The 13,904-nt window shown below is 36.8% G+C and carries 10 protein-coding genes and 1 pseudogene; 1 reads left to right on the top strand and 10 read right to left on the bottom strand.

Annotation, left to right across the window (positions count from 1 at the left end):
- Together LLA01S_RS07595 and LLA01S_RS07590 are read right to left on the bottom strand one after the other, a co-directional pair.
- A partial coding sequence (locus LLA01S_RS07595) for a leucine-rich repeat domain-containing protein (RefSeq protein WP_061778084.1) occupies nucleotides 1-2,697 on the bottom strand: 2,697 nt, incomplete at its 3' end.
- A gap of 48 nt (nucleotides 2,698-2,745) precedes the next feature.
- Nucleotides 2,746-4,458 carry a ribonuclease J gene (locus LLA01S_RS07590; RefSeq protein ID WP_061778083.1) on the bottom strand — a complete coding sequence of 571 codons (1,713 nt, stop codon included), beginning with the start codon at nucleotides 4,456-4,458 and terminating at the stop codon, nucleotides 2,746-2,748.
- A 349-nt stretch (nucleotides 4,459-4,807) separates the two neighbouring features.
- Between LLA01S_RS07590 and LLA01S_RS07585 the strand changes: the two genes are divergently transcribed.
- Complete coding sequence (locus LLA01S_RS07585; protein ID WP_015082663.1) at nucleotides 4,808-5,479, top strand: MgtC/SapB family protein; 672 nt, start codon at nucleotides 4,808-4,810, stop codon at nucleotides 5,477-5,479.
- A gap of 39 nt (nucleotides 5,480-5,518) precedes the next feature.
- On the opposite strand, the gene dapA is transcribed toward LLA01S_RS07585, so the two are convergent.
- The 8 genes and pseudogenes from dapA to LLA01S_RS07545 form a co-directional block, all read right to left on the bottom strand.
- Complete coding sequence (gene dapA / locus LLA01S_RS07580; RefSeq protein ID WP_061778082.1) at nucleotides 5,519-6,412, bottom strand: 4-hydroxy-tetrahydrodipicolinate synthase; 894 nt, start codon at nucleotides 6,410-6,412, stop codon at nucleotides 5,519-5,521.
- Between the two features lie 328 nt (nucleotides 6,413-6,740).
- Nucleotides 6,741-7,196, bottom strand: a complete 456-nt coding sequence (locus LLA01S_RS07575; protein WP_011676660.1) for an NUDIX hydrolase — start codon at nucleotides 7,194-7,196, stop codon at nucleotides 6,741-6,743.
- A gap of 9 nt (nucleotides 7,197-7,205) precedes the next feature.
- Nucleotides 7,206-8,282, bottom strand: coding sequence for an aspartate-semialdehyde dehydrogenase (locus LLA01S_RS07570; protein WP_011676661.1), 1,077 nt, complete (start codon nucleotides 8,280-8,282; stop codon nucleotides 7,206-7,208).
- 95 nt (nucleotides 8,283-8,377) lie between these two features.
- Nucleotides 8,378-9,240 (bottom strand): annotated as a pseudogene (locus tag LLA01S_RS07565) (MIP/aquaporin family protein).
- 348 nt (nucleotides 9,241-9,588) lie between these two features.
- Nucleotides 9,589-9,840, bottom strand: coding sequence for a hypothetical protein (locus tag LLA01S_RS07560; RefSeq protein ID WP_015082666.1), 252 nt, complete (start codon nucleotides 9,838-9,840; stop codon nucleotides 9,589-9,591).
- A gap of 167 nt (nucleotides 9,841-10,007) precedes the next feature.
- On the bottom strand, nucleotides 10,008-11,984 hold the full coding sequence (gene tkt, locus LLA01S_RS07555; RefSeq protein WP_021165544.1) for a transketolase: 1,977 nt from the start codon (nucleotides 11,982-11,984) through the stop codon (nucleotides 10,008-10,010).
- Nucleotides 11,985-12,151: 167 nt separating this feature from the next.
- On the bottom strand, nucleotides 12,152-13,552 hold the full coding sequence (ulaA, locus tag LLA01S_RS07550) for a PTS ascorbate transporter subunit IIC (protein ID WP_061778081.1): 1,401 nt from the start codon (nucleotides 13,550-13,552) through the stop codon (nucleotides 12,152-12,154).
- Between the two features lie 52 nt (nucleotides 13,553-13,604).
- On the bottom strand, nucleotides 13,605-13,904 hold the full coding sequence (locus LLA01S_RS07545; protein ID WP_021165546.1) for a PTS sugar transporter subunit IIB: 300 nt from the start codon (nucleotides 13,902-13,904) through the stop codon (nucleotides 13,605-13,607).

Raw genomic sequence — 13,904 nt, 5'->3', positions numbered from 1 at the left:
AAATATAATGAACCATCCTATAGCACTTCCAATGATTATTATTAAAAGACTAATGAAAAGCTTAATTTTTGAATTATTTTTACTTAGCACATCAGTATGATCTAATTTATGATTATCACTAATTATCGCGCCAGCTTCTTCTCTTTCAGAAAACAATTTATCTCGATTTTCTATATTGAATTGTCCTTCCTGGTTCAAATTATCACTATCGCTCTTACTTGAAATACCCGAATTTTGAGTGCTGGAATCAGGAGTTGTCAAAGCCATTTCGCTCTTTTCCACAGCAATCCTGTCAAAATCAGGACTTGTTTTCCAACTTTCATCCTCAATTTGATTTTGCTTATCTTTAGCTATTAATTTTACATTACTGATTTTATCTGAATCTAAAGCTAGCGGTAAATTTTTCGAAAGTTGTGACTGACTCTTTTTGACTTCTTTATTGGACTTTAATATTCTTTTTATTATTCCTTGATCAATGTTCGCTGAATCTATCGGACTGTTTTTTAGTATAGGCAGAATTTCTTTCAAATGCTGAGCCGGATTTTGTTCTGTTAAGTGTGAATTGGAATCCTCTGGCTCGACTTTATTAATCGTATTTTTTTCAGATAAATTAGGCAATATTTGTAAAATGTTTTGTGGACTGGCTGCTTTATCACTGCTCTCCTGATTATTTGCTGGAGCAACTGGAAGCTGCTTGCCTGAACCAGCTGACTTATCAGGTGACGAGTCTTTTAGTGGGTTTTCATCAACTGGTTGATTTTTATCCAATTCTTTTGCTGAATTTACAGTAGTAGATTTATTAGAATCAAATTTACTTTGAGCTGATGCTATTGTTTCTTCTGTATCTTTTCTACTTTCGGTAATTTTATTAATAACACTTGTGTTCGTAGTTGGACTTCCTTCCGACTCAAAAGTTGGGGCTGATTGGTCCGTTTTGATTTCTGAACTTGAATTAGTTTTTTTGTCAGTCAGTGATTCTGGACTAGAACTTCCATCAGAACTATTGGTTAGGGCAGAATCCGGTTTTGAACTTTCTGTAGTTGAACCTCTTTGGGATGATTTTTCATTACTAGTTTCTACAGTTATTGATGGAGCATTTTCTTCTGTCTTTAAATCTTTCTCTTGGTTTGTTGATAAGTCTGAACTAGAATTACTAGCAGACTTGTCAGTAACTTCAGAAGAGGGGGAGTTTGAAGTTGAGCTTTCTGTATTTGAAGTTTTTGGTTCCGTTTCTGGGCCTTTGATTATCTCTGGAGGAGTGGTCGGAGGAGTTTCAGTTTTTGGGTTTAGATTTGTACTAGCCGATACATCTGAACCTGAACTATTACTAGCATTATCAACTATATCTGGGGAAGATAATATAGGACTTGTATTTTCATTAGCTTGAGCACTGGAATCATTTCCTGAGTTACTGGGATCTACCGATGTTGAAGAAGCGAGTGAACCATTGTTAGCTTCTTGGTTCAAGATGGTTCCCTCATTTTCTGATGGGTTTAGGTCTGAATTATTATCAGGATTATCAGTTTCCTCGGAAGACGGTAGGGTTGAGTTTTCAGTATTTGAAGTTGTTGGAACTGAACTGGTCGAATCTAAACTAGAATCATTTTGTTCATTAGAAACTGAATCCGTTGATAAATCTGAGTCTAAACCATTAGTGGGATTCTCATTCGAGTTGGAGCCTAAAGAACTGGAATCAGACTCTGAATTAGGTTCTAATTTTTCATCTCGATTAGGTAAAGTTGTTGTTGAATCGTTGGAGGAACTATTATCAGAGGCATCAGACAAATCCAACTGGTCAGTTACTTCATCTGAAATTGCTGCATCTGTGCCCAAATTATTTGAGTTATTATTTGTAGAATTTGAACTTTCAGTATTTGTCCAACTTTTTTCCAAAATTCCATTACTATCTACTATAATTGTTCGAATTCCACTTGTTGGTAAATCAGTTAATTGTCCAAAAAGAGGACTAACTTTATTAAAGGCATCATCAGCTAAACTCACTCCATTTCCTAAGGTCAAAAAGCAAACAGGGCTTCCTGAAAATGCTGTCGAATCAACTGTTGTCAGTGAGTCAGCATCAAATGTGATTGAACTTATTTGATTGCTTTGAAATGCTTTAGGCATGATTTCAGTTACATTTGGTCCAAAAGAAAGTTCGGTCAGATTATTATTAGCAAAGGCTCTTGTTGCAATCTTAATGACTGAATTTGGAAATATGATACTGGTCAAAGCATTCCCAGCAAAAGCATCTGTTTTTATATTTTGGACACTTTGTCCCAAAACAACTTCTGTTAAAGCATTTTTATAATAATCTGAATAGGCAGCCGTTGTTTGAAAGGCACTTGTATTAATGTCCACGACATTATTTCCAATAATAACCGAATGAATTCCTGTATTTGAAAATGCATAAGTTCCGATTGAAGTTACAGCGTAGGTTTGACCGTTACTTACAACTACATCTGGAATGATAATATCAGCACCGGCCGAACCAGAAAATGACGTAACCTCGGCAGTTTTTGCTACTGTATCCAAACTGTAAGTAACTTGCTGAGCATCTGTATAGGTGATTTTCGCACTCGCCGCTTCTACTGACGAATCTAACACTACTTGCTGATTGATGACAGAAGGACTCATGATGGCTGTCAGTAATCCTACCCCAACGGTCATTGTAATTTTCTTAATCGATTTTTTTGACATAAAAAACCTCCTAACTTTCTATACGAAAAAAAGGAGATTTTGTAACTTTTATTTTTTATTATGATTTTTTTTGGTGTAACGTTTGTTTAAATCTTGAGGTTGACGGGCTTCCATCACGACTGGAAGAATCACCGGTTTACGTTTTGTTTGCTCATATAAGAATTTACCAAGAGCATCACGAATTGAACCTTTAATTTCTGCCCAATCAAATTCTTTACCTGCAAGATATTTGTCAACTGTTTTATTTACTAACTCACCAGCTTCACGCATCAAGTCACGCGATGTTTTAACATACACAAAACCACGAGTATGAACACGAGATTTGCTGACAATTTTGCGTTCTGTCTTAGAAATCGTGATAACCGCAATGAAAATTCCATCTTCTGACAAGACTTTACGGTCACGTAAAACAACCGATCCAATATCTCCAACTCCTGAACCATCAATCATAACATTTTCAGCTTGAATGACTCCAGCAGGAACCATGTCTCCATTTTCCAAACTTACGGTTTCACCGCGTTTGGCAATAAAGATATGCTCTGGCAAAATATCCATTTCCATAGCTAAATCAGCATGAGCACTAAGTTCACGGTATTCACCTTGGATTGGAATCAAGTTTTTTGGACGGAAGATATCAAGAAGAAATTGTAAGTCGCGGGCATTAGCATGACCAGATATTTTCAAATCTGAAGCCAACATTTTCATGACACCACCAGCTTTATAGATTTCATTTTCAATACGAGCAATCGTTGTTTCATAAGAGACAGATGGACTTGTCACAGCAAGGACTAAATCTCCATCTTTAATTTTAACGTATTTATGACGGCGATGAGCCATATCTCCCAATGCTTTGAGAGGCTCACCCATTCGTCCTGTTTCTAAAATAACTAATTCATTATCAGCAAATTTTTTGATTTCAGCTGGTTTAATGATTGATTTTTTATCAACAATTTGTAATTTATTAAGACGAGTTGCTGTTTCAATAATTTGGTCCATATCCTCACCAGTAAAGGCGACACGACGACCGAGCTTGATTGCTGCATCAATCGTTTGTTGAATTCGTCCTAAGTTACCTGCGTTACAAGCAATAATGACCCGACCTTCATTGTCATCAATGTGGTCATAAATTTTTTCATAAATCTCATGTTCACTGGCAGATTGCATTGTTGACAAAGCATTTGGTGATGATGAAAGCAAGGCAAGAACGCCACTATTTCCAATTTCCGCTAAGCGACGCATATTTGTACGGTAACCTTTGGCAACTGCTGGGTCAAAACGGAAATCACCTGTATAAACAATGTTCCCGTCAGTTGTTGAGATGACAATTCCTAAACTTTCTGGAATCGTATGTGTCGTTGAGAAGAAAGAAATCACTGCTTTACCAAAGTCAATTTCTGTATCTTCAGTGACAACATGAAAATCATTAAACTTACGGCTGTCAGCATAATTTTTTACATTAATTTTTGCAAGTTCAATTGTCAATTCTGAACCGAATACAGGAACTTTTAATTCAGAAACAATATAAGGCAAAGCACCAATAGAGTCCGCGTGCCCATGGGTTAAGAAAATTCCAGCTACGCGGTCAGCATTTTCTAAGAGATATGTAATATCAGGAATAACAAAATCAACACCAAGTTGATCCATTTCAGCGTATTTAAGCCCTGCATCAAGCACAAAAATTTGCTCTTCAACTTCAACCAAATACATGTTTTTACCAAATTCACGTACACCACCTAATGGGGTGATTTTAATATTAGACATAAAAACCTTTCTTGTCAGTGTAATTTATAATTTTTTCGATATAAAAAGAATCTGTAAGTTATTGACAAATTCTGTCAGTAAATTTACAGTCCTGTTTTTTGCAATTTCCTTACCTTATTCACTCTCGAAATCGGTCGAGTGGGACAAGCGATATTGAAAAGATAACTCTAATGAGAGTTAAAATAAAAGAGATTGGCATTCCAATCTCTACCGAGAATACACTAATATAAGTTTAACCCAAAGCAAGTAAAAAAGCAAGTCTGTTTCATTTTTTATGAGTCTTACTTTTTTTCTAATTAAAATAGCGATATAATGGAAAGTAAGTTTTAAATGACAAGGAGGAAATTTTATGCAGATTACTTTCTTAACACAAATGGATTGGTTGATTCGTCTAATCCTAGCCGGAATTTGCGGATATGCGATTGGTTACGAAAGAAATAGTCGTTCTAAAAACGCGGGAATCCGGACCCATTTAATTGTTGCCTTAAGTGCTGCTTTGATGATTATTGTCTCCAAATACGGATTTATGGACATCATTAGCACTCACGGGGTCAGTCTGGACCCTTCCAGAATAGCTGCTCAAATTGTTAGTGGTATTGGTTTCTTGGGAGCAGGGATGATTTTTGTTCACAATCAATCGGTAAATGGTTTAACGACTGCCGCTGGGATTTGGGCGACTTCGGGTATTGGAATGGCAATCGGTTCTGGCTTATATTTTATAGGTATTATTGCCACTTTACTCATCTTGCTCTTTCAAATTATTTTACATCAGAATTATCGTTGGATAAAATCAGCAACAAGTGACCATCTTATTCTTCAGTTGGAAAACCTTGAAGGACTTCAACTTCTTCAAAATCAATTAAAAGATGAGCAGGTTAAAATTCTCAGTTTAAAAGTTGAAAAGAAATCAAATAATTGTTTGAGAGTTGATTTATATTTGAAGTTACCTAAAAATTATGAAATCACTTCAATTCTAAACTTATTAGAAACAAACGGCAAAATTAAGTCAATTGAATACTGACAAGAATATTTTAATAAAAAAATACCTTTAAAGGTATTTTTAATTTTCAATTTGTTCAATAATTATTTTTGCTTCCTGGTCAGTACAAGCGACAAGTGGTAAGCGTAATCCTCCAACTGCATAACCTTTATTGTTCAAGACTGTTTTAATTGGTGCTGGACTTGTCACACTAAAGAGCGCATTGATTTTTGGTAATATTTTTCTTTGAATAGCCACGGCCTCTTGAATCGAGCCATGGTCTATTTCAGCAAACATTTCAAAAAATTCTTGCCCCAAGATATGGCTGGCAACCGAGATGACTCCTTGTCCTCCTAGAGTTTTCGCATGAAAAGCTAAGCCATCTTCTCCAGTATAAACAAGAAAACCTTCTGGTACATTCTCAATAAGATAAGCTAGATTGTCAGTACTTGTACACTCTTTAACTGCAATTACATTTTCCAACTGGGCCAAACGTAAAATTGTATCTGGTAGAATTTCAGTCACTACTCGTCCTGGAATATTATACAAAATAATTGGTAAGTCACTAGCACTTGCTATTGCTTTAAAATGTTGATAAATGCCTTCTTGGGAAGGTTTATTGTAATAAGGAGTCACCGCTAGTCCTGCATCAATATAACCTAATTTTGCAACTTCTTTTATGAACTCAACTGAATCTCGAGTATCATTAGTTCCTATGCCGGCAATCAAAGGAACCCGTCCATCTACGAGCTGATTAATTGAGGCAAAAATTTCTAATTCTTCATCATGCGTGAGCGTTGGCGATTCGGCTGTAGTTCCTGCTAAAATAAGCCCTTCTGTATGACTGGCAAGCAAATCCTCAACAAGTTTTGGAAATGCTTCAAAATTAATTTGGCCATTTTCTTTAAAGGGTGTCACTAAAGCCGTGATAATTCGTGCTTTTTTTAATTTTTCAATTGTTTCTTTTGCTGACATGTCTTCTCCTTTTGGGTGAGCTTATTGATAAGCTTCTGTCAAGAGGTCAAAAAGAACCTCTTTTTATGCAAAAGAGGCTCTCAAAAGTTCGTCAAAAATGATTTTGATTAGCTCCCCCTTCTGTCAGTACTGACAGAAAGACAGTCTGTAGGATTTAACCATACAGCCCAAGAAAAATTCTGTGACAATTTTTCTTTCGGCAAAGAACGCCGCCACCAGTTTCATTGCGTTCACCGCTCCACTAATTTTTTCGTCTTTGCAACCTCTAATTTTGTTTGATTCATTATAGCATACTTTAGTAAATAAGGTCAAAAATATTATTTCATCGTTACTCTTTGGAAATTTTTCGAATAAAATCTTCAATAACACGTCGATTTGGCTCATGAATATTTTTAGGGATCTCAGTAATTTCAAACCATTTGAGTTGATTGACCTCCTCATTTTGTGGTCTTAAATCACCTAAAAAATCACGACAAATATAGTAAATCCCTGGCATATAAACTTGGTCTTCATTTGGATACGTGATAAAGCGGTCTTGACCCGAATAAATCCCTAAAAGCTCAAGATTTCCCGCTTTTAATCCTGTTTCTTCGAGTAACTCTCGGCGAGCAGTCTCTTCAAGTTCTTCACCAACCTCAACTCCTCCGGCATGTAAAGCCCATTTACCATTATCTTTTCGTTCTTGTAAAAGAATTTTCCCATCATCATAAACAATGACGCCAGCTCCAAGATAAATTAATAAATCATGTCCAATTTTCTTACGGATATCGCTGACATAGCTCATTTAAATACCTTATTTCAATTCAAATTTTAATTCTTTAGTTGGTCTAACCAAGCCACGTTCATGCAACGTTTCGGCAATTTGGACAGAATTCCAAGCAGCTCCTTTGAGTAAATTGTCAGAAACTACCCAAAGATGAATCCCATTGGCTGCATCCAAATCACGACGAATACGGCCCACAAAAGCTTCACGACGACCAACTGAATTAATGGCTTGTGGATAAATTTGATGTGCGACATCATCTTCCAAGATCGCCCCTGGGAACTCAGAAATTAGACGCTTGACCTCAGCAATATCTGCTTCTTTTTTCGTTTCAACATAAACTGATTCAGAATGACCATAGAGAACTGGAATTCTGACACAAGTCGCCGAAACCGCAATCGAATCATCTTCCATGATTTTCTTAGTTTCATTGGTCATTTTCATTTCTTCATAAGTATAATCATTGTCAGTAAAAACATCAATCTGAGCAAGGGCATTATAAGCAATCGGATAATGCTTTTTATCACCAGCAGATGGTAAAATTTCTGCTGACAATTCTGTCAGTGCTTTTCCATCAAGAGCTTCTTGAAGTTCACGATTAGTTTCATTAATTGCGGACTGACCAGCACCAGATACTGCTTGATAAGTACTGACAATCACACGTTCAAGCCCATAAGCACGACGAATTGGCTCTAAAGCAATCATCATTTGAATTGTTGAACAATTAGGACAAGCAATAATTCCATTATGTTGTTCAAGTGCATGTGCATTAACTTCTGGAACAACTAAAGGAACATTAGGATTTTGACGGAAAAACGATGTATTATCCACAACTACCGCTCCAGCTTTTACAGCATAAGGGGCAAATTTTTCAGAAACCGAACCTCCAGCTGAAAACAGTGCGATATCAATGCCTTCAAAACTGTCATCAGTCAACTCTTCTATGACAAGCTCTTGACCTTTGAACTCTACAATTTTACCCGCCGAACGTTTACTGGCAAGTGCACGTACGGTTTCTATTGGAAGAGTAGATTTTTCTAATTGCTCAAGCATTCTTGTTCCTACGGCACCAGTAGCCCCAACGACCGCGATATTATATTGTGTCATAATTGTCTGTCCTTTTCAGTAAATTATAATCATTATAGCGCTTTTAAGTTCTAAGGGCAAGAAAAAATCTGTCTGATAGGCAGATTTTTTTCATTTTATTTAAACATGAGTTTAAATACTGTAGCTGCAATTACTGCACCAACGATTGTGGCAACCACTGGAACCCAAGCATACCACCATTTAGCGTCTTTATTTTCACCAACAACTGATTGTGGCAAGAAGCTATAAACAATACGAGGACCAAGGTCACGTGCTGGATTCAATGCTGCACCAGTTGGTCCACCAAATGCTGTAACCAAACCAACAAACATTAAACCAATGGCAAGGGCACCAACCATTTTAGATGATGAAGCGCCTGAAACAGAAGCCCAAATTTGGCTAAGTGTACCACTAGAAGTGATATCTGCACCTTGTTGTTGAGCGTAACTTGTCATCCATTTGATTGATTCTGAGCCAAAGAAATTCGTTGTAAAACTGAGAATTCCGAAAACAAATACAAACATTCCGATTACTTCATTGACAAAACCGTTGAAAATTGCTTTTCCTCGATTTGAACCATCATCCAAAGCGTTAGTTGTGGCAAATGCGCCTAAAGAAATTGCTCCGTCATTAGTTTTAGCAAAGTATTCTTTGTAAATCGCTACGACGAGTAACTGACCAATAATTGCACCAATAAGTTGAGCCAAGATATATTGCGCAACATGAGGCCAAGGGAATAGACCAGCTGAAGCAAGTCCAAGTGTAATTGCTGGGTTAATATGAGCCCCTGAAACATTTGCAAAAGCAAGAACAGGAACTAGAATCGCAATTCCGTATCCCCAAGCGATTGCAAGGCCACCCATGCCCTCATTTTTAGAGCCTTTGAGTGTTACTCCCGCAATTGTACCATTACCAAGCAAACGAGAAGCATAGTTCCCAATCCCTCACCAATATATTTTGTCATCCATGAAACATCCATGATAGTTTCCTTTCTATTTTTAAAAATACATAAAAGATGTGACACTATAAGTTTATCATATTTTTCTTAACTCTTGCTAATAATAACATTGTAAGATACAATTATAGTGTTAAAAAATTCGTTAGCAGAAACATTTTTAGTCTAGTTAACTTTCAATAAATAAAATCACAAAAAAAAGCCCTTTTACAAGGGCTTTTTAAGGCACTAAAAGTGTGTCAAAAAGGTTCACACATTTTGACAAATGCTCACGCTTCCTGCGCGGAAAACTCAATTTCCCAGCACTCCTTAGCTTCGAAATTCTACAAAAGTAGAATTATTCGACTCATCGCATAGACCTATTCTATCATATTAATTCAAATGAAACAAGAAGGCAAGCAATATTGAGCCCGAACCCACAAAACTTATAACACAAATAGCAAATCTTATTGTAAAAATAGATACGCCAATATTCTGATAAGACTTTCTTGTCCGTTTTCCTCGATAAACAAACAAGGAGATCACTGACAGAGCTGTCAGTAAATATTGAATCAGTTGGTTTTGACCATACATAAAATTCAAAAGCGAGCCCCCACCCGCAAGAATTGCAAGTAAAATTCCCATATTTAAAACCTATAATTTTCCTTTATTTTTCTTGACAAATAATTTTCGTCAGCAATTTTTACTGATTGTTTTATCAAAATAGAACCCTCAGTAAATTTTATCAGTAATAAATGTTACTGACAAACAAATAAGCCTTGACATCTGTCAAAGCTTATTTTATAGATTACTTAATCTAAAGATTGATATACTTTAATTACATTTTCAGCAGTAAATCCGTAAGCCGGAAGAACGATATTTGCTGGTGCCGAAGCGCCCCAAGTGTCTACTGTGACTGTTGCACCATCAAGTCCAACATATTTACCCCAACCGTAACTTGTTCCAGCTTCAATCGCTAAACGACGTCTAACTGATTTAGGTAAAATTTCTTCGCGATAGTCTGCTGACTGCTCGTCAAAGATATTCATTGAAGGCATTGAAACAACACGAATACCAGAACCTAAAGTCTTCTTCGCTTCAAGAGCCAATGCTACTTCTGAACCAGTGGCAATGATGATTCCTTCAAGTTTTCCTTCTTCTTTTGAAAGAATATAAGCCCCACGATTCAGACCTTCTTCAGCCAATTCATAAGTATCAGGTAAAACTGGAAGATTTTGACGAGTCAAAATAAGTGCGGTTGGACGGCTTTTACTTGAAGCAGCACGACGCCATGCAGCCACCACTTCATTTCCATCAGCTGGACGAATAACATCCAAATTCGGAATTGAACGAACAGAAGCCAGTTGTTCGACAGGTTCATGAGTTGGTCCATCTTCACCGACAGCAATCGAATCATGTGTCCAGACATAAGTAACTGGCAAGCTTTGTAAAGCAGCCATCCGAACAGAAGGAAGCATATAGTTTGAGAAGACAAAGAATGTTCCACCATAAACACGAGTTCCACCATGCAAAGCAATTCCGTTCATAATGGCACCCATTGCGAATTCACGAACACCGAACCAAATATTACGTCCAACATAGTTATCTGGCATAAAGTCTTCTTCAACTTTAACCATTGTATTATTTGAAGCTGAAAGGTCAGCAGACCCTCCCCAGAGATTTGGCATTTGAGCAGATAGTTCTTGAATGGCTTCTTGGGAAGTCACACGACTTGCCTTACTTGTTTCCATTTCATGTTTGGTCAAAGTAAGCTCTGGTGTTTCATTTTCAAAAGCTTTTACATATTGTTCAGCAAGCTCAGGATATTTTTCAGAATAATCATCAAAAGTGCTACGCCATACTTGCTCCATCGCTTCACCACGCGCAACCGTTGTTTCTAAAAAGCGTTTTGAAACTTCTTCAGGAACAGTAAATTCTGGATAATCCCAACCATAAGCTTTCTTAGCAAAAGCTACACCGTCAGCTCCAAGAGGGACTCCATGAACTGCTGAAGTTCCTTGTTTTTCAGCACCAAAACCAATGACTGTTTTAACTTCAATAATTGTTGGTTTAGATTTTTCAGCTTTAGCCACTTCGACAGCTGCTGCGATTTCTTCCAAATCATTACCATCTTTTACCAATAAATGTTGCCAACCATATGATTCAAAACGTTTTTGAATATCATCAATAAATGACATAGATAAATCACCATCAAGAGAGATATTATTTGAATCATAGAAAAGAATCAATTTACCAAGTTTCAATTTACCTGCAAGTGAAGCTGCTTCTTGTGAAACACCTTCCATCAAATCACCATCACCATTTAAGGCGTAAGTGTAATGGTCAACAATATCAAAACCAGGTTTATTGTATTGTGCAGCTAAATGTGCCTCAGCCATTGCCATTCCAACAGCATTGGCAATTCCTTGTCCCAAAGGACCTGTTGTTGCTTCGACACCATCTGTATGGTTAACTTCTGGATGTCCCGGTGTTTTTGACTGCCATTGACGGAAACCCTTTAAATCATCAGTCGTTACATTATATCCTGCCAAGTGTAACAAACTATATAACATTGCAGAACCATGACCAGCCGACAAGACAAAACGGTCACGATTTGACCATTTACGACTCGTTTTTGGATTTACATTAAGAAACTTGCTCCAAAGTACATAAGCCATTGGGGCAGAGCCCATTGGAAGTCCAGGATGTCCTGAATTTGCTTTTTGAATCGCATCTAATGATAGAGTACGAATCGTATTTACAGCCAATTGATCAGTAGTATCAAACATAAGATTTCTCCATATTTTTTATTTATACTCACATTATAACACAAGTTAGAAACGGTTTTCATTCTCCGAAATTAAAATCTTTTTCTTTTTTTTAGTTTTTATATGAAAATCTTTTTAATTTTGGTGGGAAGGCTTGTTATTGCTTGGTTTATGAGAATATAAATTTTTTACGATAATTTATTCGATTTATTTAATTTTTTAGAATGAAGTCTATCTCTCCTGTTCAAAATTAAGCTAGTTATTAGAACAATTGCCAAGAAAGCTAAAATAAAGACAATCAATAGCCCTGAACCAGCTTTTCCCATTACTCCTAGTAAGCCTCCTGATACAATATAATCAGAGTCAGCAAAGGTCGAAGACGCGTCTGCCCCAAATGAACCTAAAGCAGGCAAAATTAATAGTGGACCCCAAGCTAATAGTAATCCATTTGCAAGTGAGCCGATAATCGCCCCACGTAGACCACCAAAAGCATTGCCATAAACACCAGCTGCTCCTCCACAAAAGAAAATACCAACAACCCCAGGAATAATTACCGTTGTTCCTAAGCCAAGCATTATTAGCATAGAAATAACTCCAACAATAAAGGAGACAAAAAATCCTATTAAAACCGCATTTGGTGCATAAGGAAATACTATCGTAACATCAAGCGCTGGTTTAGAATTTGGGACAAGTTTTTTAGCAATCCCTTGGAAGGCCGGAATAATTTCTGACAAAATCATCCGAACTCCTTGGAGCACCACCACAAAACCTGCAGCGAAAGTTCCTGCTTGAGTAATCGCATATACAATATAATTAGTTCCGGCTGACAATAAGGAACTTTCGACAAAACGTGGACCAGCAATTAGAGCTAAACCTACATAGACAACCATCATTACTAGCGAAATAGAAACAGTAGAATCTCTCAAAAATCCAAGGTTTTTAGGAATATTCAATTTTTCAGTTGATTTTTCTGGGTCTTTATTCCCTAATTTTTCTCCCAAATAGCCAGAAAGTGCGTAACCCATATTTCCAGTATGGCCCATTGCAACCCCATCATTTCCCGTGATTTTACGCATGTAGCGTTGAGTTAGTGCGGGTGTAATTGTCAGTAAGGTTCCTTCAAATATTCCACCTAACAAGATTGTTAACCAACCATTACCTAGTCCAGCTGAAATAAGGACAACAGCAGACATTGTTGAAACATAAAGCATGGCTTGGCCTGTCAAGAAAATATATTTGAATCTTGTAAAACGTGCAAGTATCACATTCACAATAAAACCTACAATCATAATTAAGGCAGCTGGAGTGCCATATTTTACTAAGGCTAAAGCAACTACCGCTTCATTTGATGGTACAACTCCTTTAGCATTAAATACATGTTGAAACATCGTTGCAAAGGGATTTAGCGAGGTAACTAAAATTCCAGCTCCACCCGTCAACACTAAAAATCCGGCAAATGTTTTGATTGAGCCTTGGATAACTGCAGTGGCAGCTTTTTTTTGCAAAATCAAACCCAACATGGCAATTAATCCAACTAAAAGTGCTGGAGTCGTTGCCACTGATACAATAAAGTTTAAAATCCCGTTCATTTTTTTCTCCTCTAGTCTGTTTATATCCTAATTAGACCTGATTTATTATCTCTTATTGATGAGGAATATTATTTTCATCAAGAACTTTATAAAGTCCTTCACGCGTGACTTCTTTATCAATAATTGAACTGAGTGGAATAATTTTTTCCTCAGGAATAATGGGTAGGGCAGAAACTAAGGTTGCCTCAACAAAAAAATAATCTGCACTATCTGGTGTCGCTGAACCAACATCCATATGTTCCAGTTCAAAATTATCAATATTTACTTCCGATTCTTCTAATAATGACTGAATGTTCATTTGAACCATAAAACTCGTTCCTAATCCTGATTGACATACACATGCAAATTTCAT

Source organism: Lactococcus cremoris subsp. cremoris NBRC 100676 (assembly GCF_001591705.1).
In the GTDB taxonomy this organism is placed as follows: Bacteria; Bacillota; Bacilli; order Lactobacillales; family Streptococcaceae; genus Lactococcus; species Lactococcus cremoris.
The sequence above is the reverse complement of the archived record's forward strand: the minus strand, read 5'-3'. Positions and strand labels throughout refer to the sequence as shown.

Excerpts from the sequence above, each read along its gene's own strand:
- LLA01S_RS07590 (WP_061778083.1), bottom strand. The coding sequence starts at position 4,458 with ATGTCTAATATTAAAATCACCCCATTAGGTGGTGTACGTGAATTTGGT.
- LLA01S_RS07585 (WP_015082663.1), top strand. The coding sequence starts at position 4,808 with ATGCAGATTACTTTCTTAACACAAATGGATTGGTTGATTCGTCTAATC.
- dapA (WP_061778082.1), bottom strand. The coding sequence starts at position 6,412 with ATGTCAGCAAAAGAAACAATTGAAAAATTAAAAAAAGCACGAATTATC.
- LLA01S_RS07575 (WP_011676660.1), bottom strand. The coding sequence starts at position 7,196 with ATGAGCTATGTCAGCGATATCCGTAAGAAAATTGGACATGATTTATTA.
- LLA01S_RS07570 (WP_011676661.1), bottom strand. The coding sequence starts at position 8,282 with ATGACACAATATAATATCGCGGTCGTTGGGGCTACTGGTGCCGTAGGA.
- LLA01S_RS07560 (WP_015082666.1), bottom strand. The coding sequence starts at position 9,840 with ATGGGAATTTTACTTGCAATTCTTGCGGGTGGGGGCTCGCTTTTGAAT.
- tkt (WP_021165544.1), bottom strand. The coding sequence starts at position 11,984 with ATGTTTGATACTACTGATCAATTGGCTGTAAATACGATTCGTACTCTA.
- ulaA (WP_061778081.1), bottom strand. The coding sequence starts at position 13,552 with ATGAACGGGATTTTAAACTTTATTGTATCAGTGGCAACGACTCCAGCA.
- LLA01S_RS07545 (WP_021165546.1), bottom strand. The coding sequence starts at position 13,904 with ATGAAATTTGCATGTGTATGTCAATCAGGATTAGGAACGAGTTTTATG.